Below are 1,077 nucleotides of genomic sequence, written 5' to 3'. Positions count from 1 at the left end.
CCCGGCGATCGCGAACGACGATCTGATGAAGCATCTGGCGAACCCGGCCGAGCAGGTGCTGCAGACGGTCGACTACGCCAACACGCGCTATTCGAAGCTCGACCAGATCAACGCGGGCAACGTCAAGAACCTCCAGGTGGCCTGGACCTTCTCGACGGGCGTGCTGCGCGGCCACGAGGGCTCGCCGCTCGTCGTCGGCAACATGATGTACGTCCACACGCCGTTCCCGAACATCGTCTACGCGCTCGACCTCGACCACGAGGCCAAGATCGTGTGGAAGTACGAGCCCAAGCAGGACCCGTCGGTGATCCCGGTGATGTGCTGCGACACGGTCAACCGCGGCCTGGCCTACTCGGACAACGCGATCATCCTGCACCAGGCCGACACCACGGTGGTGTCGCTCGACGCCAAGACCGGCAAGGTGAACTGGTCGGTGGTGAACGGCGACCCGAAGAAGGGCGAGACCAACACCGCCACGGTCCTGCCGGTGAAGGACAAGATCATCGTCGGCATCTCGGGCGGCGAGTTCGGCGTGCAGTGCCACGTGACCGCCTACGACGCCAAGACCGGCAAGAAGGTCTGGCGCGGCTACTCGATCGGCCCGGACGACCAGATGCTGGTCGACCCGGAGAAGACCACCTACCTCGGCAAGCCGGTGGGCAAGGACTCGTCGACCAAGACCTGGGAAGGCGACCAGTGGAAGACCGGCGGCGGCTGCACCTGGGGCTGGTTCTCCTACGACCCCAAGCTCGACCTGATGTATTACGGCTCGGGCAACCCCTCGACCTGGAACCCCAAGCAGCGTCCGGGCGACAACCGCTGGTCGATGACCATCTGGGCGCGTAACCCCGACACGGGCGTGGCCAAGTGGGTCTACCAGATGACCCCCCACGACGAGTGGGACTACGACGGCATCAACGAGATGATCCTCACGGATCAGAAGGTCGGCGGCAAGGAGACCCCGCTGCTGACCCACTTCGACCGCAACGGCTTCGGCTACACCCTCAACCGCGCCACCGGCGAGCTCCTCGTCGCCGAGAAGTTCGACCCGGTCGTCAACTGGGCCTCCAAGGTCGA

Annotated in this window: 1 protein-coding gene; it reads left to right on the top strand. The window is 65.1% G+C overall.

Annotation, left to right across the window (positions count from 1 at the left end):
• Window positions 1-25: 25 nt before the first annotated feature.
• Window positions 26-1,077 (top strand): PQQ-dependent dehydrogenase, methanol/ethanol family (locus MKK60_RS08230; RefSeq protein ID WP_409567379.1); only part of this gene is annotated, 1,052 nt, incomplete at its 3' end.

This window comes from Methylobacterium sp. J-092 (assembly GCF_022829325.1).
Classification (GTDB): domain Bacteria; phylum Pseudomonadota; class Alphaproteobacteria; order Rhizobiales; family Beijerinckiaceae; genus Methylobacterium.
The sequence above is the reverse complement of the archived record's forward strand: the minus strand, read 5'-3'. Positions and strand labels throughout refer to the sequence as shown.